This window comes from Streptomyces sp. NPDC090119 (assembly GCF_044747085.1).
GTDB lineage: Bacteria > Actinomycetota > Actinomycetes > Streptomycetales > Streptomycetaceae > Streptomyces.
Window position 1 is genome coordinate 83,346 of record NZ_JBIVDK010000003.1, and the last position, 24,059, is coordinate 107,404.

Here is a 24,059-nt window from a genome sequence, read left to right on the forward strand (position 1 = left end):
CTGACGTGCCGTACTAGCGCAGCCCGGTCGGGCGGCGCAGCGCAGCCTGGATGAGGCGGTCCACCAGCTCCGCGTAGCCGATGCCGGACGCCTCCCACATCTTCGGGTACATCGAGATGGGGGTGAAGCCGGGCAGCGTGTTGATCTCGTTGATGACGAACTCGCCGTCGTCGGTGAGGAAGAAGTCGGCGCGGACCAGGCCCTCGCAGGACGCCGCCTCGAACGCCTCGATGGCCAGCCGCTGGAGTTCCGCGGTCTGCTCGTCGGTGAGCGGGGCCGGGACGACACCGGGCGTGGAGTCGATGTACTTGGCGTCGAAGTCGTAGTACGCGTGCGCGCTGGGCGGCGGGATCTCGGCCGGTACGGAGGCGCGCGGGCCGTCCTCGAACTCCAGGACACCGCACTCGAGCTCGCGGCCGGTCAGCGCGGCCTCCACGATGATCTTCGGGTCGTGGCGCTGGGCCTCGGTGATGGCCTCGTCGAGACCGGCCAGGCCGTCGACCTTGGTGATGCCGATGGAGGAGCCCGCGCGGGCGGGCTTCACGAACAGCGGCCAGCCGTGCTCACCGGCGAAGTCCACGATCCGCTTGCGGGCGGCGGACTCGTCCCGCTGCCACTCGCGGGGCCGGATCACCAGGTACGGGCCGACCTTGAGCCCGAAGGAGGTGAACACCCGCTTCATGTAGTCCTTGTCCTGGCCGACGGCCGAGGCGAGGACGCCCGAGCCGACGTAGGGCACACCGGACAGCTCCAGCAGACCCTGGAGGGTGCCGTCCTCGCCGAAGGGGCCGTGCAGCACCGGGAAGACGACGTCGACCTCGCCGAGCGCCTTGGGCACCGCGCCGGGCTCGCTGTAGACGACCTCGCGGTTGGCCGGGTCGACCGGGAGCACCACTCCGCCCTCGGTGGACTCCGCCACGTCCAGCACCTCCGGGGTGCGGCGGTCGGCGATGGCCATCCGCTCCGGCTCGTCGGCCGTCAGCACCCAGCGGCCGTCACGGGTGATGCCGATCGGCAGGACGTCGTACTTGGTCCGGTCGATGGCGCCCAGGACGGCACCCGCGGTGACGGTGGAGATCCCGTGTTCGGAGGAGCGGCCGCCGAACACGACGGCCACACGCGGCTTGCGGGGCTGCGACGCAGGGTTCTGGGGGAGGTTCTCGGTGCTCATATCGCGTTGAGAGTACCCGTTGGTAGGGCCCCCGGACAGCGTCGACCCGGCGGGTTCGCTCAGCGTCGCTCGGGCTTCGCGCTGCGCGACATCAGCTCCTTGAGCGCGACCACGGGCGGCTTCGCGTCGTGCACGATGCCGACGACCGTCTCGGTGATCGGCATGTCGACGCCGTGCCTGCGGGCCAGATCCAGCACGGACTCGCTGGACTTGACGCCCTCCGCGGTCTGCTTGGTGACCGCGATGGTCTCCTGGAGCGTCATGCCCTTGCCGAGGTTGGTGCCGAAGGTGTGGTTGCGGGACAGCGGCGAGGAGCAGGTCGCCACCAGGTCGCCGAGTCCGGCGAGACCGGAGAAGGTCAGCGGGTCGGCACCCAGGGCCATGCCGAGCCGGGTGGTCTCGGCGAGGCCACGCGTGATGAGCGAACCCTTGGCGTTGTCGCCCAGTCCCATGCCGTCCGCGATGCCGACGGCGAGACCGATGACGTTCTTGACCGCGCCACCGAGTTCGCAGCCGATGACGTCGGTGTTGGTGTACGGCCGGAAGTACGGGGTGTGACAGGCCGCCTGGAGCCGCCGGGCGACCTCCTCGTCGGTGCATGCGACCACGGCGGCGGCGGGCATCCGGGCGGCGATCTCCCGGGCCAGGTTGGGTCCGGTGACCACGGCGATCCGCTCGGGGCCGACCTTGGCGACGTCCTCGATGACCTCGCTCATCCGCATGGCGGAGCCGAGTTCGACGCCCTTCATCAGGGAGACGAGCACGGAGTGCGGGGCGAGCAGCGGGGCCCAGTCGGCGAGGTTGGCGCGCAGCGTCTGGGAGGGGATGGCCAGGACGACGAAGTCGGCGTCCCCCAGCGCCTCGGCGGCGTCGGAGGTGGCGCGCACGCCCGGGGGAAGCTCGACGCCGGGCAGGTAGCCGGGGTTGGTGCGCGTGGAGTTGACCGCTTCGGCGACTTCGGCGCGGCGGGCCCACAGGGTGACCTCGCAGCCCGCGTCGGCGAGGACCACGGCGAACGCGGTGCCCCAGGAGCCGGTGCCCATGACGGCGACCCGGACAGGCGTGCTCACTTGCCGCTTCCCCCTTCGGTGGCGGTGGGCGTGACCTCGGCGGCGGGCGCGGGCACCGTGTCCTGGCCCTGCCCCTCGCCGGACTGGACCAAGTGGCCGGAGCCGGTGACCTGGCCGGACTGGGCGCGGGTGCGGCGGCGCTGCTCGATCCGCTCACGGCGCGGGTCGTAGGGCACGGCGGGCGCCTTCTCGCCGCGGATCTCCTCCAGCTGGCGGGTGACGGCCGCCATGATGACCTCGGTGGCCTCCCGCAGGACGTCGGCGGTCATCTCCTTGCCGTAGAACGGGGAGAGGTCCACCGGCGGCCCGGCCAGGACGTGGTGGGTCTTGCGCGGGAGGAGATGGGGCTTCTTCGCGTAGGGCGGCAGGAGTTCGTTGACGCCCCACTGGGCGACCGGGACGACCGGGCACCGGGTCTCCAGGGCCACGCGGGCGGCACCGGTCTTGGCGGTCATGGGCCAGCCGTCGGGGTCGCGGGTCAGGGTGCCCTCGGGGTAGAAGGCGACGCACTCGCCACGCTCCACCGCGTCGATCGCGGCACGGAATGCGCTCAGCGCGTCGGTGCTCTCGCGGTAGACGGGGATCTGTCCGGTACCGCGCATCGCGGCGCCGACGAATCCCTTCTTGAATAGGCCGCTCTTCGCCAGGAATCGCGGAACGCGTCCGGTGTTGTACTGATAGTGCGCGTACGCGAAGGGGTCCACGTGGGAATTGTGGTTCACCGCGGTGATAAATCCGCCGTCGGCCGGAATGTGCTCCATTCCTCGCCAGTCCCGCTTGATCAGAACCGCCAGCGGCGGTTTGCAGATCACCGCGGCCAAGCGGTACCAGAAGCCGATTCTGCGGCGGGACACGCGGACACCTTCCTCCATGGCCTCTGAGGGCCGTCACCTCGGCCGGGGGCCGCACAAGTGTGACTCCGGGCCGCCGGTCTGTCGAGAACACCGTACGCCCGCATGTCCACGGCGACCGCCCCCGGACGGGCCTTCACAGCATTCCCCCACACCCCGGGGCGACTCGGGAAGCCTGGTGGGAGCGGGTGACAATGAGCGCGAGCAGAGAGGGAGGGTACGCCGGTGCAGTGGAGCTTGGTCATCCCCCTGAAGCCCTTGGCACGGGCGAAAAGCAGGCTCGCGGACGCCGTCGCGCAAGGGGCGCGGCCGGGGTTGGTGCTGGCGTTCGCGCAGGACACGGTGGCCGCCGCGCTGGAGTGCCCCGAGGTCGCGGATGTGGCGGTCGTCACGGACGACCCGGTGGCCGGGCGGGCGCTGGCCGCGCTGGGCGCGCGGATCGTGCCGGACGAGCCGGGCGGCGGGCTGAACGCCGCGCTGGCGCACGGGGCCTCGGCGGTGCGCGCGGTCCGGCCGGCGGCGGCCGTCGCCGCGCTCAACGCCGATCTGCCCGCGCTGCGCCCGGCGGAACTGGCCCGGGTGCTGGCGGCCGCCGCCGAATTCCCGCGCGCGTTCCTGGCGGACGCGGCGGCGGTCGGCACGACGCTGCTCGCGGCCGCCCCCGGCCGGGAACTGGACCCGGCCTTCGGCGGCGCCTCCCGAGCCCGGCACCGTGCCTCGGGCGCCGTGGAACTGGCGCCGGTGAGCGTGGAATCGGTACGGCAGGACGTCGACACGGGCGACGATCTGCGGGCCGCGCTGGCGCTGGGCGTGGGCCCGTACACGGCGGCGGCGAGCGCCCGGTGGGCCGCTCCGGTGCCGTTGTCCGGGCAGTAGCGGGCAGTAGGCTGCGGACATGCAGGCCACCGCTTACACGTACGACCCCGAGAGCCGCAGCGGTCAGGTGCTGCTCGACGACGGCACTCCGGTGCCCTTCGACGCGGCCGCGTTCGACGCGGGCGGGCTGCGGTTGTTGCGGCCCGGTCAGCGGGTCCGAATCGAGACCGACGGCCGGGGCGAGGGGCTGCGGATCACGCTGGTGACCCTCCAGACCTTCTGAACGAGCGCCGAACGAGCGCTGAACGGGCGCCGGACGCCCTGTCGGACGCACCGCGGGCCGGACTCCCAGGAGGAGTCCGGCCCGGCGCGTGTGTGCCCTTGGGGACCGTGGGCCGTCGAAGGCCCCGCCGCTAGCGGGCGGTGGTCTTCTTGGCGGTGGTCTTGCGTGCCGTCGACTTCTTGGCGGGCGCCTTCTTGGCGGTGACCTTCTTCGCGGGGGCCTTGGCCGTCGCCTTCTTGGCGGTGGTCTTCTTCGCGGCCGCGGTGGTGCCGGTGGCCTTCTTGGCGGGGGCCTTCTTCGCCGCGGCCTTCTTGGCGGTGGCCGTGGTCTTCTTGGCCGGAGCCGCCTTCTTGGCGGTGGTCTTCTTCGCGGCGGCCTTGGTGGCCTTCTTGGCGGCGGCCTTCTTCACCGTCGCGGAAGCGCCGCCGGTCAGGCTGCCCTTGGGCGCCTTCTTCACGGAGACCTCGCCACCACGGGGCAGCTTCTTCGAACCGCTCACCAGGTCCTTGAAGCCCTGACCGGCGCGGAAGCGCGGGACCGAGGTCTTCTTGACCCGAACCCGCTCGCCCGTCTGGGGGTTACGGGCGTAGCGGGCGGGGCGGTCCACCTTCTCGAAGGACCCGAAGCCCGTGACCGAGACCCGGTCGCCCGCGACGACGGAGCGGACGATGGCGTCCAGGACCGCGTCGACAGCATCGGCGGCCTGCTGGCGGCCGCCCATCTTGTCGGCAATCGCTTCTACGAGCTGCGCCTTGTTCACGTCTTCCCCTTCGGAGACCTCGCCAGAACGAAAGTGTTCAAGCTTTTTCGCACGTTAGGCAGATATATACCGCAAATCAAACACGAAACGGGCTTCTCACCCTTGTGCCGCATCGGATTCGGCGGTCCCGGACTGTTTCAGTGGTCCTCTTCGGGCATCCGGCCCGCTTCGAGGTCCGCCATGAAACGTTCGAGACGCCTGACCGCACCGGCGAGATCGTGTTTGGCCGCGGCCGTAATGACCAGCAGCTTCCGGGTCAGCGCCATCCGTACGCCCTCCGGGACTTGCAGTGCGCGCACGATTGCGTGCGCTTGTTTGAGTTGGTCCGCGACTGCCGCATAGAGCTGGAGTTGGCCGTCGTGTTCCATGCACAGATTGTGCCATCTGGGGCGAGTTGTCGCCTGCGCAGGGGGCAACTGCCGCCTCCGCGCGCCGTTTCGGGACCCTCGGCGGGGGCGATGGACGACAGCGCCCGGACCTGCAACTTCGTTGCCTGGAGGGGGAGTTGATGCGCTCGCGGGTGGCGCCTGGAGGCGTCCGAGCCCGGACATGCGCGTACCCCCAATCGTGGCGATCGGGGGTACGCGGCGGCCGTCGAGGTGGCCGAAACCTTATGCGTGCGAGCGGTTGCTCAGCTCGTCAGCGTCCGGGGCTTGTGCGCCGGGCGGCCGCTCTCGTAGGCGGCGATGTCGCTCTCGTCGCGCAGGGTGATGGAGATGTCGTCCAGGCCGTTCAGCAGCCGCCAGCGGGAGTTCTCGTCCAGCTCGAAGGGGGCGGTGATGCCCTCGGCGCGCACCTCGCGGGCTTCGAGGTCGACCGTGATCTCGGCCTCGGGGTCGCGTTCGGTCAGCTCCCAGAGCGCGTCCACGATCTTCTGCTCCAGCACCACCGTGAGCAGCCCGTTCTTCAGCGAGTTGCCCCGGAAGATGTCGGCGAAGCGGGCGGAGATCACGGCCTTGAAGCCGTAGTTCTGCAGCGCCCAGACCGCGTGCTCGCGGGAGGAGCCGGTGCCGAAGTCGGGGCCCGCGACCAGGACGGTGGCGCCTTGGCGCTCGGGCCGGTTGAGGACGAAGGTCTCGTCCTTGCGCCATGCCTCGAAGAGCCCGTCCTCGAAACCGTCGCGGGTGACCTTCTTGAGCCAGTGGGCGGGGATGATCTGGTCGGTGTCGACGTTGCTGCGGCGCAGCGGCACGGCCCGGCCGGTGTGGGTGGTGAAGGCTTCCATCGTTATCGCACTCCAGCGGGCACATGGGTGTCGGACAGGTCGGCGGGCGAGCCGAGATGGCCGAGGACGGCGGTGGCGGCGGCGACCTGCGGCGACACCAGGTGCGTACGGCCGCCCTTGCCCTGCCTGCCCTCGAAGTTGCGGTTGGAGGTGGAGGCGGAGCGCTCCCCCGGCGCGAGCTGGTCGGGGTTCATGCCCAGGCACATCGAGCAGCCCGCGTACCGCCATTCGGCGCCGGCCTCCTTGAAGACCACGTCCAGCCCCTCGGAGACGGCCTGCAGACCGACCCGGGCGGAGCCGGGGACGACCAGCATCCGTACGCCGTCGGCGACTTTGCGCTCCCGCAGGATCTCGGCGACGGAGCGCAGGTCCTCGATGCGGCCGTTGGTGCAGGAGCCTACGAAGACGGTGTCCACGGCGATGTCCCGCAGCGGCTGCCCGGCGGTCAACCCCATGTACTCCAGGGCCTTTTCGGCGGCGTACCGCTCCGATGCGTCTTCGTACGAAGCCGGGTCGGGGACGTTCGCCGAAAGCGGCGCTCCCTGGCCGGGGTTGGTGCCCCAGGTGACGAACGGGGAGAGTTCGGCGGCGTCGATCACGACCTCGGCGTCGAAGACGGCGTCGTCGTCGGTGCGCAGCGTCTTCCAGTACGCGACGGCCGCCTCCCAGTCGGCGCCCTCGGGGGCGGACGGGCGGCCCTGGAGGTAGGCGAAGGTGGTCTCGTCGGGGGCGATCATGCCCGCGCGGGCACCGGCCTCGATGGACATGTTGCAGATGGTCATCCGCGCCTCCATCGACAGCTTCTCGATGGCGGAGCCGCGGTACTCCAGGACGTAGCCCTGGCCGCCGCCGGTGCCGATGCGGGCGATGATCGCCAGGATCAGGTCCTTGGCGGAGACACCCTCGGGCAGTTCGCCCTCGACGGTGATGGCCATGGTCTTCGGGCGGGCCATCGGCAGCGTCTGGGTGGCGAGCACGTGCTCGACCTGGGAGGTGCCGATGCCGAAGGCGAGCGCGCCGAACGCGCCGTGCGTGGAGGTGTGGGAGTCGCCGCAGACCACGGTGGTGCCGGGCTGGGTGAGACCCAGCTGCGGGCCGACCACGTGCACGACGCCCTGCTCGACGTCGCCGAGCGGGTGCAGCCGGACGCCGAACTCGGCGCAGTTCGCGCGCAGGGTCTCCAGCTGGGCGCGGGAGACCGGGTCGGCGATGGGCTTGTCGATGTCCAGGGTCGGGGTGTTGTGGTCCTCGGTGGCGATGGTGAGGTCGAGGCGGCGGACCGCGCGGCCGCTCTTGCGGAGGCCGTCGAACGCCTGCGGGCTGGTCACCTCGTGCAGCAGGTGCAGATCGATGTAGAGGAGGTCGGGCTCGCCCTCGGCGCGCCGGACGACATGGTCGTCCCAGACCTTCTCCGCGAGTGTCCTACCCATCGCTTTCCCTCCGGTCGGCCACGCTCTCGCCGACACATCTAGATCCTGAGGAAGCGACGCCCGCGCCGTGATCTTGGGGGCATACGGGCGTCCGGCACCGGGCCCGCCGTACGCGGGCCGCCGTGTGCTTCAAGGGTGGCGCGTTCCGGAGAAAATTGAACTTGCGTTTCACAGAGTGAGACGGGAGTATCGTTGCATGGACAACAGTAGCGGCGTCGGCGTTCTGGACAAGGCGGCCCTTGTCCTGAGCGCTCTGGAGTCCGGTCCGGCCACCCTCGCGGGTCTGGTCGGGGCCACCGGACTGGCACGACCCACGGCCCATCGGCTGGCCGTGGCTCTGGAGCACCACCGGCTGGTGGCGCGCGACATGCAGGGCCGGTTCATCCTGGGCCCACGCCTGTCGGAGCTGGCCGCAGCGGCCGGTGAGGACCGGCTGCTGGCGACGGCGGGCCCGGTGCTCACGCATCTGCGGGACGTGACGGGCGAGAGCGCGCAGCTCTACCGGCGCCAGGGCGACATGCGGATCTGTGTGGCGGCCGCCGAGCGGCTGTCCGGACTGCGGGACACGGTGCCGGTGGGCTCGACGCTCACGATGAAGGCGGGTTCCTCGGCGCAGATCCTGATGGCCTGGGAGGAGCCCGAGCGGCTGCACCGGGGTCTGCAGGGCGCGCGCTTCACGGCGACGGCGCTGTCCGGGGTGCGCCGCCGGGGCTGGGCGCAGTCCATCGGCGAGCGGGAGCCGGGCGTGGCCTCGGTCTCGGCGCCGGTGCGGGGGCCGTCCAACCGTGTGGTGGCCGCCGTCTCGGTCTCCGGACCGATCGAGCGGCTGACCCGGCATCCGGGCCGGATGCACGCGCAGGCGGTGATCGACGCGGCCGGCCGGCTGTCCGAGGCGCTGCGCCGCTCCGGCTGAGCGCTCCCCTCTTCTTCTGCTCCACGCTTCTCTCGGGCGGGAGCGGGCCCCAACGCCGCGGCCCGCTCCCGCCCGACCTGTATGGCTCAACGGGGCTTCTGCGTACGGCTGTTGGGACGGGGGCCGGAAAACAGCGAAGGCCCCTCGCTTGCGCGAGGAGCCTTCTTTCTGTACCCCCGACCGGATTCGAACCGGCGCTACCGCCTTGAGAGGGCGGCGTGCTAGGCCGCTACACAACGGGGGCCTGGACACTGCGTTTCCGCAGGTCCGAGCTGGTCTACCTGGACTCGAACCAAGACTAACTGAACCAGAATCAGCCGTGCTGCCAATTACACCATAGACCAATGATGGTTTAGACCAGTCAGTACCCCCGACCGGATTCGAACCGGCGCTACCGCCTTGAGAGGGCGGCGTGCTAGGCCGCTACACAACGGGGGCCCTAGCGATTCCGAATGATCGGAACCAGTACCCCCGACCGGATTCGAACCGGCGCTACCGCCTTGAGAGGGCGGCGTGCTAGGCCGCTACACAACGGGGGCTCGCGGATGAAGATCCGCGGGTGCAGATGAGCTCTGCGAGCTGGCCTACCTGGACTCGAACCAAGACTAACTGAACCAGAATCAGTCGTGCTGCCAATTACACCATAGGCCACTGGAACGCAAACCCAGCGAAGGGATCTTGTTCTAGCAGATGCGCCTGGGGCCCGGGTTTTCGGCCCGTTTCCCTCGGCGCAGGAAGAACATTACCCGAAGGTGGACGGGGCTCCAAAACGGGTATCCGAGCGGACCAGCGCCGGAAGTTCGGCGAGGGTGGTGATCCGGTGCGCCAGGGCTCCCCCGGCCGCCCGCGCGTGCGGGCCGCCCCGGTCGATCCACACGGACAGCATCCCGGCCTCCGCCGCGCCCCGCCCGTCGATCTCAGGATGGTCGCCGACGTACGCCACCTCGTGCGGGGGCAGCCCCAGCCCCTCGCAGGCGGCCAGGAAGGCCCCGGCGGCGGGCTTGGAGACGCCCAGCTCCACGGCGCAGAGCACGCTCTCGAACCGGTCGCGCAGGCCCAGCGCGCGCAGCTTGTGCTCCTGGACGGTCAGGCTGGAGTTGGACAGCACCGCGTGCCGGTACTCCGGGAGGGCGTCCAGGGCGGGCAGCACGTCCGGGAAGACGCGCCAGGCGGCCTGGTAGTGGGCGACGTAGCGCAGAAACCATTCTGCGGCTTCGGCGTCGGTCAGTTCCGCTTCCAGGAACGCGCGCACCCGGTCCAGCCGCTGCCCCTCGAAGGTGGCCTCTCCGGCCGCGTGCCGCGCCCAGTGCGCCTCGGTCGCCGACCGCCACGCGGCGAGCGCCTGCTCCGGCGTCCCGAACCGGGCGAGCAGGCCCTCCGCCAGGAGGTGCGCCAGCATGCCCTCACGGTCGGCGGTGGTGTAGTCGAAAAGGGTGTCGTCCACGTCCCAGACCACGGCTCGGATGCTCATGGGCCGACGGTAACGGGCGGGCGGCACGGCGGCACGGGCACGGAACGCCGAAGGGCGGCATCCGGTGGCCGGATGCCGCCCCTGGCGGTGTGGCGTTGGTTACGCCGCGAGCTTCGCCAGCGCCGCGTCGATACGGGCCAGGGTCTTCTCCTTGCCGAGTACCTCCAGGGACTCGAACAGGGGAAGGCCGACCGTGCGGCCGGTCACGGCCACGCGGACCGGGGCCTGGGCCTTGCCCAGCTTGAGACCGTGGGCCTCGCCCGCGGCCAGCACGGCCTCCTTGAGGGATTCGGCCGAGGTCCAGTCGGCGGCCTCGAGCTTCTCCCGGGCGGTGCGCAGGAGCGCGTCCGAGCCTTCCTTCATGGCCTTGGCCCAGGCGGCCTCGTCGAGGACCGGCTCGGGCAGGAACAGGAAGTCGACGTTGTCGGTGATCTCGGAGAGCACCTTCAGCCGGGTCTGGGCGTGCGGGGCGATCGCCTGCCACTTGGCCTCGTCGAAGTCCTCCGCCGCCCAGGGGGCGAACGGGGCCTTCAGCCACGGGTCGCAGCGCTCGGTGAAGTCCTTCACGTCGAGCATGCGGATGTGGTCGGCGTTGATCGCCTCGCACTTCTTCAGGTCGAAGCGCGCCGGGTTGGGGTTCACGTCCGAGATCTCGAAGGCGGCCACCATCTCCGCGATGGAGAAGATGTCCTGGTCCGCCGAGAGCGACCAGCCCAGCAGGGACAGGTAGTTGAGCAGGCCCTCGGGGAGGAAGCCGCGCTCGCGGTAGAGGTTGAGCGATGCCTGCGGGTCACGCTTGGAGAGCTTCTTGTTGCCCTCGCCCATCACGTACGGCAGGTGACCGAAGGCGGGAATCCGCTGCGCGATGCCCAGTTCCATCAGCGCCTTGTACAGGGCGATCTGGCGCGGGGTGGAGGAGAGCAGGTCCTCGCCGCGCAGGACGTGGGTGATGTCCATCAGCGCGTCGTCGACCGGGTTCACCAGGGTGTACAGCGGGGCGCCGTTGGCGCGCACGATGCCGTAGTCCGGGACGTTCTCCGGGAGGTAGGTGATCTCGCCGCGCACCAGGTCGTCGAAGGTGATCGCCTCGTCCGGCATCCGGAAGCGGACGATCGGCTCGCGGCCCTGCGCCGTGTACTCCTCGACCTGCGCCTCGCTCAGCTCGCGGCAGTGGCCGTCGTAGCCGGAGGGCTTGCCGGCGGCGCGGGCGGCCTCGCGGCGGGTGTCCAGCTCGTCCTGGGAGCAGTAGCAGCGGTAGGCGTAGCCGCCGTCCAGGAGCTTCTGCGCGACGTCCTTGTAGATGTCCATCCGCTGCGACTGGCGGTACGGCGCGTGCGGGCCGCCGACCTCCGGGCCCTCGTCCCAGTCGAAGCCGAGCCAGCGCATGGCCTCCAGCAGCTGGTCGTACGACTCCTCGGAGTCGCGGGCCGCGTCGGTGTCCTCGATCCGGAAGACCAGGGTGCCCTCGTTGTGGCGGGCGAACGCCCAGTTGAACAGGGCGGTGCGCACCAGGCCCACGTGGGGGTTACCGGTGGGCGAGGGACAGAAACGGACGCGTGGGGGTACCCCCTGCTCGAGCGAAGCCGAGAGCTTGGGGGAAGGGGACGTGCCGGGTGCGCTAGCCACGCTTGACAACCTTGTTGGTGAGAGTGCCGATGCCTTCGATGGTGACGGCGACCTCGTCGCCGACGCTCATGGAGCCGACACCCGCGGGGGTGCCGGTGAGGATGACGTCGCCGGGGAGCAGGGTCATGGCCTCGGAGATGTTGACGATCAGGTCCTCGATGGGGTGGACCATCTCGCTGGTGCGCCCGAGCTGGCGCTGCTCGCCGTTGAGGGTGAGCTGGACCGTGAGGTCGTTCGCGCGGGCGAGGTCGATGTCCGTCTCGACCCAGGGGCCGAGCGGGCAGGACGTGTCGAAGCCCTTGGCGCGGGCCCACTGCTTCTCGGTGCGCTGGACGTCGCGGGCGGTGACGTCGTTGGCGCAGGTGTAGCCGAAGATGACGTCCTTGACGCGCTCGCGCGGGACCTCACGGCACATACGGCCGATGACGACGGCCAGCTCGGCCTCGTAGTGCAGTTCCTTGGTGAAGGGCGGGTACTGGATCTCGTCGCCGGGGCCGATCACCGAGGTGGAGGGCTTGAAGAAGGCGAACGGGACGTCGGGTACCTCGCTGCCCAGTTCCCTGGCGTGCTCGGCGTAGTTGCGGCCGAAGGCCACGACCTTGTTGGGGAGCACCGGCGGGAGCAGCCTGACCTTGCTGAGGGGCACCTTGGTGCCGGACAGCTCGTGGTCGGCGAAGGGGATGCCCTTGATGATGTCGAGGACGAGCTCGTCCTGCTTGTCGCCCTCGACCGCGCCGAAGGCTACGTTCCCGTCGATGGAGAACCTGGCGATGCGCACGGGATTCTGGCGCCTCTCACTGAGAACCGGCGTACTGACGTCCCAGGTTAACCGGTCCACGCGTCCGGTGTTCGGACGCGCATCGCAGGCACGGGCGGGCGGGTGGGACCGGTGGAGGCGGGCGGGTGAAAAGCGAACGCGGCCCGGTGGGCCGTCACTGGTGGACGGTCCGCCGGGCCGCGTTCACGCGGGCCTGGTGCGGTCAGACGCCGACCTCGACCGCGACGGGGGCCGGGAGCTCCATCAGGATGGTGCGCCGGGGATTGGCGGTCCGGTCGGGGAGGTCGGCGGGGTGCTCGGGCAGCTCGGCGATCCGCAGTTCACCGGCGTCCGTCAGGTGTGCCAGCGTGGTGCGTCGCGGGTTCGCCGTCGTCTGGAACATCATCGTCGTCTTCACCGTTGTCGTCCTGTGGCTTCGGGTCGGGTGGGGACAGACAGGAATGGGCAGAGCCGCTCATCCTGTAAAGCGTCAGGCTAAACATGCGAATCCTCGTCACGGACGTGAACCACTCATGATCAGCGTGTGAGTTTGCTCACTGCATGCCACGCAAAGCGACCAATTCGGACCCCAGTTCCACGGCGCCGAAACGGACATTGGTCATCTGAACCCACCATTCCGCTCCTGATCATGGCGACTGGGACACCCTCCGAGTGACCCGCACGGGCGATCGACTCGCCGGAATTGCCCGCCTATACGGGTGATCCACCTCCACCCGACGTGACCCCCGCATCACGCCCCGTCACGTAGGTCACAGCTCGGGGTACGTCCCTTGTTGGAGATCCGGCACTGTGCTGGAATGCCACGGACCGCCGCAGGATCGAGCCGGCGCAGGGGGCGCGACGCCGCGCCGAGTGGCGGTGAGACAGGGGGAATCCAGCGCCGGTCACTCAAGACCACACGGGGGGCGTATTCAGGGCGCCCTTCATGACGCCGACACCGTGTCCCGCCGTTCACCCGGAGGGGCGCCTGGTCCAGAGGTTGCGACGCTAGTGCAGGGACGTTTCAAGAGGGATGGCAGCGCTTCGGCCGAGCCGAAGCCGCACGGCGGGACTGCCCCCATGGCCGGCAGCTCCTCGCACCAGCACGCCCAGAGCGCCGGCAAGGCACCGTCCGGCGACGGCGGCGAGCGCGCGGGACACACCGGCTCCTCCGCCTCGGCGGGTGCGTCCGGTGCCATGACCGCGACGCCCACCGCCAAGTCCACCAGGACCGCGCCCAGCACCGGCTCCCGGGTGGCGCTGCGCAACTGGCGCATCTCCACGCGTCTGGTGTCGCTGCTGGCGCTGCCGGTGGTCGCGGCCACCACGCTCGGTGGTCTGCGCATCGGCGACTCGATGGACGACATCCAGCAGCTCGACAACATGAAGCTGCTGACCGAGATGACCCAGCGCGCGACCGAGCTGGCGCACGCGCTCCAGGAGGAGCGCGACCAGTCGGCCGGTCCCCTGGCGCACGGTCTCAAGTCGTCCGACTACACGGTCAAGGGCTTCCGCGACAAGACGGACAACGCCAAGAAGACCTTCGAGGACTCCGCCGAGAACATCGACGCGGCGAGCAAGGACGGCAACCTCCAGGGCGTCCGCGACACCCTGGTCGGCCTGGTCTCCCAGCTCGACTCGCTCGGCAAGATCCGGCGGGACGCGTACGCCTCCGAGGGCAACTCGACCCAGACCGTCGAGTCGTACCACCGGCTGATCACGCAGCTCATCGGTCTCTCCCAGGACATGGCCGAGGCGTCGAGCAACCCGGAGATGATCCAGCGCACCCGCGCCCTGGCCGCGTTCTCCACGGCCAAGGAGTACGCGTCGGTGCAGCGAGCCGTCATCGCGGCCGCCCTGCCCGCCAGCAACACCACCAAGGGCGACCTGTCGACCAACGACCGCCTCTACGGCGAGGCCGCGTACGACAGCGAGGGCTCCGAGCTCAACATCTTCCGCAAGGTCTACGCGAGCCAGGGCGCCGAGGAGATCCTCAAGCCCATCGACGAGAACAACCCGACGATCCAGGCGGCCGACGTCTACGCCAAGCGGGTCTTCGACTCCCGCGAGGGTGTGGCGGGACAGCCGGCCCGTTCGTACCTGGACTGGATGGACGACAGCTCCACCAAGATCCAGCAGATGAAGAAGATCGAGCACGAGCTGCTCGACAGCATGGAGCAGAAGGCCCGTCAGCTGAAGGCGACCTCCGAGCAGGAGGCGATCCTCTCCGGTGTGCTGATCCTGCTCGTGCTCGGCGTCTCGCTGGTCGGCGCGTTCGTCGTGGCCCGGTCCATGATCCGCTCGCTGCGCCGTCTGCAGGACACCGCCACCAAGGTCGCCCAGGACCGGCTGCCCGAGCTGGTCAAGCAGCTCTCCGAGTCCGACCCGCAGGACGTGGACACGTCCGTGGAGTCGGTCGGTGTGCACTCGCGGGACGAGATCGGCCAGGTGGCCGCGGCCTTCGACCACGTGCACCACGAGGCGGTCCGACTGGCCGCCGAGCAGGCGCTGCTGCGAGGCAACGTCAACGCGATGTTCACCAACCTCTCGCGCCGCTCCCAGGGCCTGATCCAGCGTCAGCTCTCGCTCATCTCCGAACTGGAGTCCCGCGAGGCCGACCCGGACCAGCTCTCCTCGCTGTTCAAGCTCGACCACCTCGCGACCCGCATGCGCCGTAACGGCGAGAACCTCCTCGTCCTCGCCGGTGAGGAGCCCGGCCGCCGCTGGACCCGCCCGGTCCCGCTGGTCGACGTGCTCCGCGCCGCCGCCTCCGAGGTGGAGCAGTACGAGCGCATCGAGCTGGCGTCGGTGCCCAGCACCGAGGTCGCCGGCCGCGTCGTCAACGACCTCGTGCACCTCCTCGCCGAGCTGCTGGAGAACGCCACCTCGTTCTCCTCCCCGCAGACCAAGGTCAAGGTCACCGGTCACGCGCTGCCCGACGGCCGCGTGCTGATCGAGATCCACGACACCGGCATCGGCCTCTCCCCCGAGGACCTCGCCGCGATCAACGAGCGCCTCGCCGCGCCGCCCACCGTGGACGTGTCGGTCTCGCGCCGCATGGGTCTGTTCGTGGTCGGCCGTCTGTCGCAGCGCCACGGCATCCGCATCCAGCTCCGCCCGTCCGACTCCGGTGGTACGACCGCGCTGGTCATGCTGCCCGTCGATGTCGCCCAGGGGGGCAAGAAGCCCGCTCCGGGCAAGGGCGGCGGCGCGGGCTCCGGTGGCGGTCCCGCCGCCGCGCAGGCAGCGGCCGGTGCCGCGGCGGCCCGCCGCAACAACAACGGCGGTGGCGGTGCGGGCGGCGGTGCCCTCGGCGGCGCCCCGGCCGGTGGCGGACGCCTGACCGGTGGTCCCGGCCAGCGCGGTCAGGTCGGTACGGGCCAGGGTCCGCGCGCGGCGCTGCCCGGCACCGGACAGAACGGCGGCCGTCCCGGCGGCCCGGGTGGCCCCGGTGCCGCCCGCGGTCCGCAGGGTCCCGGTGCCTTCCAGCAGAACCGCCCCGCCCCCGCGGGCCAGGGTGCCCCGCAGGGGATGCACACCGCGGGCCCCGGTGGCGCCGGTGGCCCCCAGCAGGACGCCTTCGGCGGCCGCGGCCCCGCGCAGCAGCAGCGCGGCGGTGCGGCTGCCGGTGCCGGTGCCGAGCAGGGGCGCCAGCCGCAGCTGCCGCCGCGTGGCGGCCCGCGTGCCGAACTCCCGGGCGGGAACCCGCAGTCGCGTGCCTCGCTGGACGTACCGCGCGGCCATGACGAGCAGGACGCGGCGCAGACCTCGCGCATGCCGCGCATCGACGACCGCGGGGGCATGGGCGGCACCGCCGAGATGCCCCGCATCGACGCGAACGACCTGTACGGCGCTGCCAACCAGCAGCAGCAAACCGGGCAGTTCGCCCGCCCCGGCGCCAACGGGGCCCAGCACACGGGCCAGTTCCAGCGCCCCGGCGCGGGCGAGGCGCAGGGCATGGGCCAGTACCAGCAGCCCGGTGCCCAGCAGGGCGGCGGCTACGGCCGACAGCAGGGCGGCGACGAGTACACCCGCCCCGACCTGTTCGGCGGACCGCAGGGCCAGCAGGCCCCGCAGGCCCCGCAGAGCACCGGCCAGTTCCCGGTCCAGCAGGGTTACGACGCGTACCAGGCGGGCAACACCGGCCAGCACGCGCTGCCCGCCCGCCCGGCCCAGAACCAGCCCGCTCAGAACCCGGTCGGCAACACCGGCCAGTTCGAGCAGCAGCGGCCCGCCGCCCCGCAGCGTCCGGCGCGTCAGGCGCCCGCCGACAACTGGGCGCTGCCCCCGGCCCCGGCGGGCAACGCCGGTGACGGCCGTACCCCGCTGTACGACACGCTGGAGACCAACTGGTTCCAGCAGGAACAGCAGCAGCAGTCGGAGTCCGCTCCGGCCGCCGCCCCTCAGCAGCCGCAGGCGCAGGCCCCCACGCCCGCCCCGCAGCAGTCGTCGTCCACCACCGGCTCGTGGCGCACCTCCCCGAACGACGAACTCGTCCGGCAGGCGGAGCGCGTACGGCAGCCCGCGGCGGGCGGTGTCACCACCTCCGGTCTGCCGCGCCGTGTACCCAAGGCGAACCTCGTCCCGGGCACGGCACAGCAGCAACAGCACCACAGCGGTCCGCAGGTCTCCCGTGCGCCTGACGACGTACGCGGCCGGCTGACCAATCTCCGTCGGGGTATCGCTCAGGGCCGTCAGGCCGGGGGCGGCCAGACCGGCAGCTTCCCGAGCCCCACTCACCAGCAGGAGCGTTAGTTGAGTCCGATGAGCCAGGCGGCACAGAACCTGAACTGGTTGATCACCAACTTCGTGGACAACACCCCAGGGGTGTCGCACACGGTGGTGGTCTCCGCCGACGGCCTTCTGCTGGCGATGTCCGAAGGGTTCCCCAGGGACCGCGCCGACCAGCTGGCGGCGGTCGCGTCCGGGCTGACCTCTCTCACGGCCGGGGCATCCCGGATCTTCGAGGGTGGCAGCGTGGCGCAGACCGTCGTCGAGATGGAACGCGGCTTCCTGTTCCTCATGTCCGTCTCGGACGGGTCGTCCCTCGCGGTACTCGCCCACCCCGAGTGCGACATCGGCCTGGTCGGCTACGAGATGACCCTGCTCGTCGACCGCGCGGGTGCGGTACTCACCCCGGACCTGCGCGCCGAACTACAAGGCAGTCTGCTCCACTGACCCACCCCGGCACCACCCACCACACGAAACAACCGTCCGGCCGCCACAATCCCCCCACCGGCCCTGTCAGACGGCACGACTGACCAACTTGCTGTCCCGCCCGGAGGATTCATGACCCCGCCCAACGCCTCTCATGATCCGTACGCGGACCCGTACGGCGACGAGGGCGACCAGCCACTGGTCCGTCCCTACGCGATGACCGGTGGCCGGACCCGGCCGCGCTATCAGCTCGCCATCGAGGCGCTGATCAGCACCACGGCCGACCCGGCAGCGCTGATGGGAATGCTCCCGGAGCACCAGCGCATCTGCCACCTCTGCCGGGAGGTCAAGTCGGTCGCGGAGGTTTCCGCGCTCCTGGCCATGCCCCTGGGCGTGGCCCGCATTCTGGTGGCCGACCTCGCCGAGGCCGGCATGGTCGCCGTTCACCAGCCGGGCGGCGACGAGAACAACGGCGGCGCTCCCGATGTGACGCTGCTCGAAAGGGTGCTCAGTGGACTTCGCAAGCTCTGACTCGGGGCGGGCCACGACCTCCGCCAAGATCGTGGTGGCCGGTGGCTTCGGCGTGGGCAAGACCACGTTCGTGGGCGCCGTCTCGGAGATCAACCCGCTGCGCACCGAGGCCGTCATGACGTCCGCCTCCGCGGGCATCGACGACCTCACCCACACCGGGGACAAGACCACCACGACGGTGGCCATGGACTTCGGCCGCATCACCCTGGACCAGGACCTGATCCTGTACCTCTTCGGTACGCCCGGACAGGACCGCTTCTGGTTCATGTGGGACGACCTCGTACGCGGCGCCATCGGCGCCGTGGTGCTCGTGGACACCCGGCGGCTCGCGGACTGCTTCCCGGCCGTGGACTACTTCGAGAACTCGGGTCTGCCGTTCGTCGTCGCCCTCAACGGCTTCGACGGCCAGCAGCCCTACAACCCCGACGAGGTCCGCGAGGCGCTCCAGATCGGACCCGACGCGCCGATCATCACGACCGACGCCCGGCACCGCTCGGACGCCAAGAGCGCGCTGATCACCCTGGTCGAGCACGCCCTCATGGCCCGCCTGCGGTAGGGGGCACGCAGGACTCAAGTCGGATCTGCCGTAAGGCAGTTGCCGTAGCGCACCCGGAGCCGGCTGTGGCCTTTGACACGGTCGGCTCCGGTGTTCATAACAGTTCGGCAGAGGAAATCCCACGCTTCGCCACGCGACGCGTTCGGCCGGTGCCGCTGCGCTCACAAAGCCCCTGCCTTTTGTGGGGCTCGCTCGGTAATGACCCGTTTTATCTGTTGTTTACAACGCCACCTCCCCCGTTTGTTACTGCCCAGGTAGACATGCTGGAATGCCTGAACTGCCCAGGGGTCAAAGACGTACTGAGTGGTCGAAGAGGAACCGGGCTCTGAGAGACTGCGGCACGACAGGTGCCGACCCGCCGAGAGGTTGTTGGTCGAGTGAGGCGAAGCAAGAACGGTCCCGAGCCGTCGGCACGGGGCAACTTCACCCCGCCGCCGCGCGCTGCGGCGCCCACCCCAGCGGTGGCCGGACCGGAGCCGGAGGCCGCTCCCGCGTCCAGCGGGGGCCGCTTCTCCCCGCGCAACTGGCGTGTGCCGACCAGGCTGAACGCGATCCTGCTCATACCCGTGCTGGTCGCCCTCGTCATGGGCGGCTTCCAGGTGAAGAACTCGATCGACACCTGGCGGGACGCCCAGGACGCGGAGAACACCGCGATCCTGGTGCGCGCGTCCCTGACCTACGCGGACGCGCTCTACAACGAACGTGACGGCAGCGCCGCTCCCCTGCTCAAGGGCAAGGCGGCCACCGCTCAGGACAAGGCCACGGTCGACGCGGTCCGAAAGAACACCGACCAGGCCGCCGCCGCCTTCAACGAGGCGGCCCAGAACATGCCGGCCAAGCCCGGTCTCGAGCGCCGCCTCAAGCTGTTCCGCGAGTCCGAGCCCTTCCTCCAGACGCTGCGCGCGGGGGCCTACACCCCGAAGTTCACCGGCGCCCAGACCGAGGAGGGCTACGTCAAGGTCGCCCACCCGCTCATGGAGTTCGCCAACGAGCTGGGCCTGGGCACCGGAAACATCACGTCGTACGGCCGTACCGTCTACGCCGTCTCGCTGATGAAGTCGGCGCTGTCGCTGGAGCGCGCGATCGGCATGCACATGCTGATCAAGCCGGGTCCGGACGCGCCGAACCTGGCGAGCCAGCGGGTGGCCCTCTCCTCCTACGCCTACCTGGAGGGCATCGCCTCCGGCGAGTACATCGGCGGTGGCACGCAGGCCGACGCCGACCGGCTGGAGCAGGAGAAGCGCGACATCCAGAACCAGGGTGCCGCGATGGTCGCCGAGGCCAAGGCCAAGGACCCGTCCTACAAGGCCCCGCCGTCCGACCCGCAGAAGATGGTCGCCGCGGTGGTCCAGCTCAGCTCGACCGACCCGGTGGAGCGGCAGCAGCTCGCCACGCAGGGCATCACCCCCGCCAACTGGTGGGCGGTCAACACGCTGAAGTTCAAGGCGTACCGCTCCATCGAGTCGGACATGTCCGACCGCGCGGTGAACGACGCCTCCACCATCGCCGACGACGCCCGCAACGACGCGATCATCACCGGTGTCGCCGTCATCCTGGTCCTGCTGCTGGCCTTCATCCTGGCCGGTACGGTCGCCCGCCAGATGAGCCGCGCCATGCGCCAGCTGCGCAACGCCGCCTTCGGCATCGCCGAGCAGCGGCTGCCGATGCTGGTCGACCAGCTCTCCCGTACCGACCCGGGCCGGGTCGACACCCGGGTGGCCCCGATCCCGATCCACACCAAGGACGAGATCGGCGAGGTCGCCCGCGCCTTCGACCAGGTCCACCGCGAGGCGGTGCGGCTCGCCTCCGAGCAGGCACTGCTGCGGGGCAACATCAACGCGATCTTCACCAACCTGTCGCGCCGCAACCAGTCGCTGATCGAGGGCCAGCTGACCCTGATCACCGACCTGGAGAACAACGAGGCCGACCCGGACCAGCTGGAGAACCTCTTCAAGCTGGACCACCTCGCGACCCGTATGCGCCGCAACGGTGAGAACCTGCTGGTCCTCGCCGGTGAGGAGCCCGGCCGCCGCTGGGACCAGCCGGTCCCGCTGGTCGACGTCCTGCGCGCCGCCTCCTCCGAGGTGGAGCAGTACGAGCGTGTCGAGCTGTCCGGCGTCCCGGAGGCCGAGATCCACGGCCGCGCGGTCACCGACCTCGTGCACCTGCTCGCCGAGCTGCTGGAGAACGCCACCACGTTCTCCTCCCCGCAGACCAAGGTCCGTGTCACCGCGACCCGTCTTCCCGACGGCCGCGTCATGATCGAGATCCACGACAAGGGCATCGGCCTCACCGCCGAGGACTTCGCGGACATCAACCACAAGCTGGCCAACCCGCCGACCGTGGACGCCGCGATCTCCCAGCGCATGGGTCTGTTCGTGGTCGGCCGGCTGTCCGACCGGCACGGCATCCGCGTCCAGCTCCGCCCCTCGGGCGAGCAGGCCGGTACCACCTCCCTGGTCATGCTGCCCGACGCGATCACCCACGGTGGTGGCGGCGAGACGCAGCTGGACCGCGAGGAGTTCACGGTCTCGCAGATCATCCCGGAGCAGCAGTTCGGCGGCGAGAGCTTCAGCCCCCAGCCGCAGGCGCAGAACCAGGCACAGCCGATGCGTACGGCGGCGGAGCTGGGCTTCGACGACAGCCGTTACAGCGAGGTCCCGGACGACATCAGTGGTCTGGACCCGGTGGGCCGCTCCCTGGTGCGCGACGAGCGCCGGGCGGCCCTGGAGGCCCAGACGCACGGTGAGCCCGAGGGCGCGCAGCCCGGCTACCAGGACGGCTTCGACCCGGCCGGCGGCTACGGCGACGGCGCGGGCTTCCCCGAGCAGCAGCAGCCGCAGGCCGGTGCGTTCCAGGAGCAGCAGGCGTACCAGGAGCAGCAGCAGCCCGCGTACGACGAGCAGTACTTCGCGCAGGACGGCGCTCCGCGCCAGAACGACGGTTTCGCCCCGAACGGCGGCTACCCGCAGTCCGGTTACCCCGAGCAGGGCCAGAACACTCCCGCGGCGGACGCCTTCGGCGGCTCGTACGAGGGGCAGTCCTTCCAGGACGACTGGCCGCAGCAGAACGGTTACCAGAACGGCTACCCGGCCCAGTACGCCGCGGAGCCGGAGCAGGCGCAGCCCGCCGAGTCCGGTGAGCGCGGCCACGGCGGCTTCGAGCGGCCGGCTCCGGCCGGTCCGGCGGCGGGCGGCACGACCAACGCGGGCCTGCCCCGCCGCGGCGGCCCGAACGGCGCCGCCCCGATGGGCAATGCCCCCGGACTGAACCTGCACGGCCCCAGCGGACTGGGTTCGAGCGGCCTCGCCGCGGGCGGACTGAACGGCTCCCACGGACTGAACGGTTCGGGCGGGCTGAACGGCTCCGGCGGCGCGAACGGCGCTCCGCACGGCCGCCAGGAGGCTCCGGCCCCGGCGGGCGGCGGCAACGGCGAGGGCCCCGACGACTGGCGTTCGGCCAACGACGAGCGCTGGCAGCAGGCTTCGGCGCTGCGCAAACCCAAGGCGGGCGGGGTCACTTCCTCCGGCTTGCCGCGGCGGGTTCCCAAGGCCAATCTGGTCGAGGGCACCGCCGAGAGCACCCCTCAGGGGGGCCCACAGGTCTCCCGAGCCCCGGAGGATGTCCGGGGCAGGCTGAGCAATCTGCGTCGAGGCGTCCAGCGCGGACGCAGCGCAGGCAGTGAAACGAACGGCCAGGCCACCAACCATCAGCACGGTGGGCCTGACAGCACCTACGACCAGGAGCGTTAGTGTGAGCCCGATGAGCCAGGCGGCACAGAACCTTAACTGGTTGATCACCAACTTCGTGGACAACACTCCGGGTGTGTCCCACACCGTGGTGGTCTCCGCCGACGGACTCCTTCTGGCGATGTCCGAAGGCTTCCCCCGCGACCGCGCCGACCAGCTCGCGGCCGTCGCATCCGGTCTGACGTCCTTGACGGCAGGCGCCTCCCGCATCTTCGAGGGGGGCAGCGTGAACCAGACGGTTGTGGAGATGGAGCGGGGATTCCTGTTCATCATGTCCGTATCCGACGGTTCGTCGCTCGCGGTTCTGGCCCACCCGGAGGCGGACATCGGCCTCATCGGGTACGAGATGGCCCTTCTGGTGGACCGTGCGGGCACGGTCCTCACCCCGGACCTTCGTGCGGAACTCCAGGGCAGCCTTCTCAACTAACAAGCGGACGGTGCGCGTTCGCGTCCCGGGGCCGTAAGGTCTTGGGACGCGGCTCCACAGCGATGGATGCCCGGCACAGTCGGAGGAGGAGAAAGTGGCAACACCCCCAGGCGGTTCGTCTACGGGTAACTGGTCGTACGGTCCCGCACAGGGACAGGACGGCGGTTCGGCGAACCGGTACGGCGTTCCCTCCGCTCCCGACCACCGGCAGCCGTACGCGCCACAGGGCCCCGGCCCCGGCGGGTACGACCAGCCGTCGGGTCCGCGCATCCAGCCGGTGCAGCCCCCGCGGCGCTCCGAGCCCTCGGCGGCCCCGGCCGCGTCCAACCCCTTGGTGCGTCCGTATGCCATGACCGGCGGCCGGACGCGCCCCCGCTACCAGCTCGCCATCGAGGCGCTGGTGCACACCACCGCAGCTCCGCACCAGATGCAGGGCCAGCTGCCCGAGCATCAGCGGATCTGCAACCTGTGCCAGGAGATCAAGTCGGTGGCCGAGATCTCGGCCCTTCTGACGATCCCCCTCGGCGTGGCCAGGATTCTCGTCGCCGACTTGGCGGAGGCGGGCCTGGTCGCCATCCATCAGCCCGGCGGCGACGAGAACGCCGGAGGCCAGCCAGCCGTGACATTGCTCGAAAGGGTGCTCAGTGGACTTCGCAAGCTCTAGCGGAGGGCCTTCCCGCTCCACCACCTCCGCGAAGATCGTGGTGGCCGGCGGCTTCGGCGTGGGCAAGACCACGTTCGTGGGCGCCGTCTCGGAGATCAACCCGCTGCGCACCGAGGCCGTCATGACGTCCGCCTCCGCGGGCATCGACGACCTCACCCACACCGGGGACAAGACCACCACGACGGTGGCCATGGACTTCGGCCGCATCACCCTGGACCAGGACCTGATCCTGTACCTCTTCGGTACGCCCGGACAGGACCGCTTCTGGTTCATGTGGGACGACCTCGTACGCGGCGCCATCGGCGCCGTGGTGCTGGTCGACACCCGGCGGCTGGCCGACTGCTTCCCCGCGGTCGACTACTTCGAGAACTCGGGCCTGCCGTTCGTCATCGCCCTCAACGGCTTCGACGGCAACCAGCCGTACAACCCCGACGAGGTACGCGAGGCGCTCCAGATCGGCCCGGACGCCCCCATCATCACCACGGACGCCCGCCACCGCGCGGACGCCAAGAGCGCGCTGATCACCCTGGTCGAGCACGCCCTCATGGCCCGCCTGCGGTAGCCACTCCACGTCGAGGGGCCCTTTCCACACCGGAAGGGGC

22 protein-coding genes and 5 tRNA genes are annotated in these 24,059 nt (G+C 70.5%); 11 read left to right on the plus strand and 16 right to left on the minus strand.

The window, feature by feature from the left end; all coding sequences use genetic code 11:
* Positions 1-13: 13 nt before the first annotated feature.
* Genes ACIPPM_RS13035 through ACIPPM_RS13045 form a run of 3 tightly spaced genes read right to left on the minus strand, consistent with a single transcriptional unit; the run spans position 14 to position 3,095 of the window.
* Positions 14-1,171: a D-alanine--D-alanine ligase family protein gene (locus tag ACIPPM_RS13035; RefSeq protein ID WP_401446677.1), complete on the minus strand. Its 1,158-nt coding sequence runs from the start codon at positions 1,169-1,171 to the stop codon at positions 14-16.
* A 59-nt stretch (positions 1,172-1,230) separates the two neighbouring features.
* The gene (locus ACIPPM_RS13040; RefSeq protein ID WP_401446680.1) at positions 1,231-2,241 is read right to left on the minus strand and encodes an NAD(P)H-dependent glycerol-3-phosphate dehydrogenase; all 1,011 of its coding nucleotides are present in this window, start codon (positions 2,239-2,241) and stop codon (positions 1,231-1,233) included.
* Positions 2,238-3,095: a lysophospholipid acyltransferase family protein gene (locus ACIPPM_RS13045; RefSeq protein WP_401446683.1), complete on the minus strand. Its 858-nt coding sequence runs from the start codon at positions 3,093-3,095 to the stop codon at positions 2,238-2,240. The genes ACIPPM_RS13040 and ACIPPM_RS13045 overlap by 4 nt, the downstream gene beginning before the upstream one ends.
* 222 nt (positions 3,096-3,317) lie before the next feature.
* On the opposite strand from ACIPPM_RS13045, the gene cofC reads away from it, so the two are divergent.
* Both cofC and ACIPPM_RS13055 read left to right on the plus strand, forming a co-directional pair.
* Complete coding sequence (gene cofC, locus ACIPPM_RS13050; RefSeq protein ID WP_401446686.1) at positions 3,318-3,968, plus strand: 2-phospho-L-lactate guanylyltransferase; 651 nt, start codon at positions 3,318-3,320, stop codon at positions 3,966-3,968.
* A gap of 19 nt (positions 3,969-3,987) precedes the next feature.
* Entirely contained in the window at positions 3,988-4,191 is a 204-nt protein-coding gene (locus ACIPPM_RS13055) for a hypothetical protein (protein WP_388994957.1), read from the plus strand.
* Between the two features lie 130 nt (positions 4,192-4,321).
* Here the strand turns inward: ACIPPM_RS13055 and ACIPPM_RS13060 are convergent, their stop codons facing one another.
* The 4 genes from ACIPPM_RS13060 to leuC form a co-directional block, all read right to left on the minus strand.
* The gene (locus ACIPPM_RS13060; RefSeq protein ID WP_401446690.1) at positions 4,322-4,951 is read right to left on the minus strand and encodes an HU family DNA-binding protein; all 630 of its coding nucleotides are present in this window, start codon (positions 4,949-4,951) and stop codon (positions 4,322-4,324) included.
* A 137-nt stretch (positions 4,952-5,088) separates the two neighbouring features.
* Positions 5,089-5,319 (minus strand): hypothetical protein, encoded by a 231-nt coding sequence (locus ACIPPM_RS13065; protein ID WP_401446693.1) that lies wholly within the window; start codon positions 5,317-5,319, stop codon positions 5,089-5,091.
* A gap of 263 nt (positions 5,320-5,582) precedes the next feature.
* Entirely contained in the window at positions 5,583-6,176 is a 594-nt protein-coding gene (leuD, locus tag ACIPPM_RS13070; protein ID WP_401446696.1) for a 3-isopropylmalate dehydratase small subunit, read from the minus strand.
* Positions 6,177-6,178: 2 nt separating this feature from the next.
* Positions 6,179-7,606, minus strand: coding sequence for a 3-isopropylmalate dehydratase large subunit (gene leuC, locus ACIPPM_RS13075; RefSeq protein WP_401446699.1), 1,428 nt, complete (start codon positions 7,604-7,606; stop codon positions 6,179-6,181).
* A 196-nt stretch (positions 7,607-7,802) separates the two neighbouring features.
* Between leuC and ndgR the strand changes: the two genes are divergently transcribed.
* The gene (ndgR, locus tag ACIPPM_RS13080; RefSeq protein WP_135784271.1) at positions 7,803-8,519 is read left to right on the plus strand and encodes an IclR family transcriptional regulator NdgR; all 717 of its coding nucleotides are present in this window, start codon (positions 7,803-7,805) and stop codon (positions 8,517-8,519) included.
* A 171-nt stretch (positions 8,520-8,690) separates the two neighbouring features.
* Here the strand turns inward: ndgR and ACIPPM_RS13085 are convergent.
* The 9 genes from ACIPPM_RS13085 to ACIPPM_RS13125 form a co-directional block, all read right to left on the minus strand.
* A tRNA-Glu gene (locus ACIPPM_RS13085) sits at positions 8,691-8,763 on the minus strand.
* Between the two features lie 28 nt (positions 8,764-8,791).
* Positions 8,792-8,863: transfer RNA gene (locus tag ACIPPM_RS13090), tRNA-Gln, on the minus strand.
* Between the two features lie 21 nt (positions 8,864-8,884).
* Positions 8,885-8,957, minus strand: a tRNA-Glu gene (locus tag ACIPPM_RS13095).
* Between the two features lie 28 nt (positions 8,958-8,985).
* Positions 8,986-9,058, minus strand: a tRNA-Glu gene (locus ACIPPM_RS13100).
* 40 nt (positions 9,059-9,098) lie between these two features.
* Positions 9,099-9,170, minus strand: a tRNA-Gln gene (locus ACIPPM_RS13105).
* 91 nt (positions 9,171-9,261) lie between these two features.
* Positions 9,262-9,990 carry an HAD family hydrolase gene (locus ACIPPM_RS13110; RefSeq protein ID WP_401446703.1) on the minus strand — a complete coding sequence of 243 codons (729 nt, stop codon included), beginning with the start codon at positions 9,988-9,990 and terminating at the stop codon, positions 9,262-9,264.
* A 99-nt stretch (positions 9,991-10,089) separates the two neighbouring features.
* Entirely contained in the window at positions 10,090-11,616 is a 1,527-nt protein-coding gene (gene gltX, locus ACIPPM_RS13115) for a glutamate--tRNA ligase (protein WP_401446706.1), read from the minus strand.
* A complete protein-coding gene (locus tag ACIPPM_RS13120; RefSeq protein ID WP_388994978.1) occupies positions 11,609-12,394 on the minus strand; it encodes a fumarylacetoacetate hydrolase family protein in 786 nt (261 codons plus the stop codon). The genes gltX and ACIPPM_RS13120 overlap by 8 nt, the downstream gene beginning before the upstream one ends.
* A 202-nt stretch (positions 12,395-12,596) precedes the next feature.
* The gene (locus tag ACIPPM_RS13125; protein WP_401446710.1) at positions 12,597-12,791 is read right to left on the minus strand and encodes a hypothetical protein; all 195 of its coding nucleotides are present in this window, start codon (positions 12,789-12,791) and stop codon (positions 12,597-12,599) included.
* A gap of 593 nt (positions 12,792-13,384) precedes the next feature.
* Here ACIPPM_RS13125 and ACIPPM_RS13130 point away from each other — a divergent pair.
* The 8 genes from ACIPPM_RS13130 (at position 13,385) to ACIPPM_RS13165 (ending at position 24,019) form a co-directional block, all read left to right on the plus strand.
* Complete coding sequence (locus ACIPPM_RS13130) at positions 13,385-17,128, plus strand: nitrate- and nitrite sensing domain-containing protein (protein WP_401446713.1); 3,744 nt, start codon at positions 13,385-13,387, stop codon at positions 17,126-17,128.
* Positions 17,129-17,137: 9 nt separating this feature from the next.
* Complete coding sequence (locus ACIPPM_RS13135; RefSeq protein WP_020128762.1) at positions 17,138-17,551, plus strand: roadblock/LC7 domain-containing protein; 414 nt, start codon at positions 17,138-17,140, stop codon at positions 17,549-17,551.
* A gap of 111 nt (positions 17,552-17,662) precedes the next feature.
* Complete coding sequence (locus ACIPPM_RS13140; protein WP_161189082.1) at positions 17,663-18,061, plus strand: DUF742 domain-containing protein; 399 nt, start codon at positions 17,663-17,665, stop codon at positions 18,059-18,061.
* Positions 18,042-18,617: an ATP/GTP-binding protein gene (locus ACIPPM_RS13145; RefSeq protein ID WP_030808427.1), complete on the plus strand. Its 576-nt coding sequence runs from the start codon at positions 18,042-18,044 to the stop codon at positions 18,615-18,617. Before ACIPPM_RS13140 ends, ACIPPM_RS13145 begins: the two co-directional genes overlap by 20 nt.
* A 377-nt stretch (positions 18,618-18,994) precedes the next feature.
* Positions 18,995-22,369, plus strand: coding sequence for a nitrate- and nitrite sensing domain-containing protein (locus ACIPPM_RS13150; RefSeq protein ID WP_401446718.1), 3,375 nt, complete (start codon positions 18,995-18,997; stop codon positions 22,367-22,369).
* A 10-nt stretch (positions 22,370-22,379) separates the two neighbouring features.
* Complete coding sequence (locus ACIPPM_RS13155) at positions 22,380-22,793, plus strand: roadblock/LC7 domain-containing protein (protein ID WP_005479603.1); 414 nt, start codon at positions 22,380-22,382, stop codon at positions 22,791-22,793.
* 94 nt (positions 22,794-22,887) lie between these two features.
* The gene (locus ACIPPM_RS13160; RefSeq protein ID WP_388994991.1) at positions 22,888-23,457 is read left to right on the plus strand and encodes a DUF742 domain-containing protein; all 570 of its coding nucleotides are present in this window, start codon (positions 22,888-22,890) and stop codon (positions 23,455-23,457) included.
* A complete protein-coding gene (locus ACIPPM_RS13165) occupies positions 23,438-24,019 on the plus strand; it encodes an ATP/GTP-binding protein (RefSeq protein WP_388994994.1) in 582 nt (193 codons plus the stop codon). Before ACIPPM_RS13160 ends, ACIPPM_RS13165 begins: the two co-directional genes overlap by 20 nt.
* Positions 24,020-24,059 lie beyond the last annotated feature (40 nt).

What these genes read in the sequence shown, in the direction of transcription:
- ACIPPM_RS13035 (WP_401446677.1), bottom strand. Translation starts at nt 1,171, where the DNA reads ATGAGCACCGAGAACCTCCCCCAGAACCCTGCGTCGCAGCCCCGCAAG.
- ACIPPM_RS13055 (WP_388994957.1), top strand. Translation starts at nt 3,988, where the DNA reads ATGCAGGCCACCGCTTACACGTACGACCCCGAGAGCCGCAGCGGTCAG.
- ACIPPM_RS13065 (WP_401446693.1), bottom strand. Translation starts at nt 5,319, where the DNA reads ATGGAACACGACGGCCAACTCCAGCTCTATGCGGCAGTCGCGGACCAA.
- leuD (WP_401446696.1), bottom strand. Translation starts at nt 6,176, where the DNA reads ATGGAAGCCTTCACCACCCACACCGGCCGGGCCGTGCCGCTGCGCCGC.
- leuC (WP_401446699.1), bottom strand. Translation starts at nt 7,606, where the DNA reads ATGGGTAGGACACTCGCGGAGAAGGTCTGGGACGACCATGTCGTCCGG.
- ndgR (WP_135784271.1), top strand. Translation starts at nt 7,803, where the DNA reads ATGGACAACAGTAGCGGCGTCGGCGTTCTGGACAAGGCGGCCCTTGTC.
- ACIPPM_RS13110 (WP_401446703.1), bottom strand. Translation starts at nt 9,990, where the DNA reads ATGAGCATCCGAGCCGTGGTCTGGGACGTGGACGACACCCTTTTCGAC.
- ACIPPM_RS13135 (WP_020128762.1), top strand. Translation starts at nt 17,138, where the DNA reads ATGAGCCAGGCGGCACAGAACCTGAACTGGTTGATCACCAACTTCGTG.
- ACIPPM_RS13140 (WP_161189082.1), top strand. Translation starts at nt 17,663, where the DNA reads ATGACCCCGCCCAACGCCTCTCATGATCCGTACGCGGACCCGTACGGC.
- ACIPPM_RS13155 (WP_005479603.1), top strand. Translation starts at nt 22,380, where the DNA reads ATGAGCCAGGCGGCACAGAACCTTAACTGGTTGATCACCAACTTCGTG.